1 protein-coding gene is annotated in these 959 nt (G+C 65.2%); it reads right to left on the minus strand.

What is annotated here, in order from left to right; genetic code table 11:
* The coding region (locus MUG06_RS22735) for an amidohydrolase (RefSeq protein WP_243080128.1) at window positions 1-959 on the minus strand (959 nt) is incomplete at both ends.

Here is a 959-nt window from a genome sequence, read left to right on the forward strand (position 1 = left end):
GGGATGTCGCGGTTGACCTTTTCAAACACGTCCAGCATGCGGCTGATCGACTCGTCGTAGGTGGCGTGCAGGCGGAACGGCCAGCGGTGCTCGACCAGATGACGCACCACGCGCTCCAGCTCGTCCTCCATGCCCGGCGCCAGGTCCGGGCGCGGCTCGAGGAAGTCCTCAAAGTCTGCGGCCGAGAACACCAGCATTTCGCCCGCCCCGTTGTGGCGGAAGTAGTCGCTGCCCTGGCCCGGCGTCAGCATGTCGGTCCACTTTTCGAAGTCCTCCAGCTCGTGCCCCGGGCACTGGGTAAACAGGTTATAGGCGATGCGCAGCGTCATCTGCTTTTTCCCGTGCAGCTCGGCGATCACCTCATAGTCTTCGGGGTAGTTCTGGAAGCCGCCGCCGGCGTCGATGGCGCTGGTCAGGCCGAGGCGGTTCAGCTCGCGCATAAACTGGCGCGTCGAGTTGACCTGCTGCTCCAGCGGCAGTTTCGGGCCCTTTGCCAGGGTTGAATAGAGGATCATGGCGTTCGGACGGGCGATCAGCATGCCGGTGGGGTTGCCGTTGCCGTCGCGCTGAATTTCGCCGCCCGGCGGGTTTGGCGTGTCCCGGGTGTAGCCGACCACTTTCAGGGCGGCGCGGTTGAGCAGGGCGCGGTCGTAAAGGTGCAGCACGAACACCGGCGTGTCCGGCGCGGCTTCGTTGATCTCATCCAGCGTCGGCATGCGGCGCTCGGCGAACTGAAACTCGGTCCAGCCGCCCACCACGCGCACCCACTGCGGTGACGGCGTGCGCAGCGCCTGCTCTTTCAGCATGCGCAGCGCGTCAAATACCGACGGCACGCCCTCCCAGCGCAGCTCCAGGTTGTAGTTCAGGCCGCCGCGGATCAGGTGAAGGTGAGAATCGTTGAGGCCGGGCACGGCGGTGTGGCCCTTGAGGTCAATGACTTTGGTGCCTTCGCAGTGATG

The sequence above is a fragment of the Pantoea sp. MQR6 genome (genome assembly GCF_022761075.1).
Taxonomy (GTDB): domain Bacteria; phylum Pseudomonadota; class Gammaproteobacteria; order Enterobacterales; family Enterobacteriaceae; genus Pantoea; species Pantoea phytostimulans.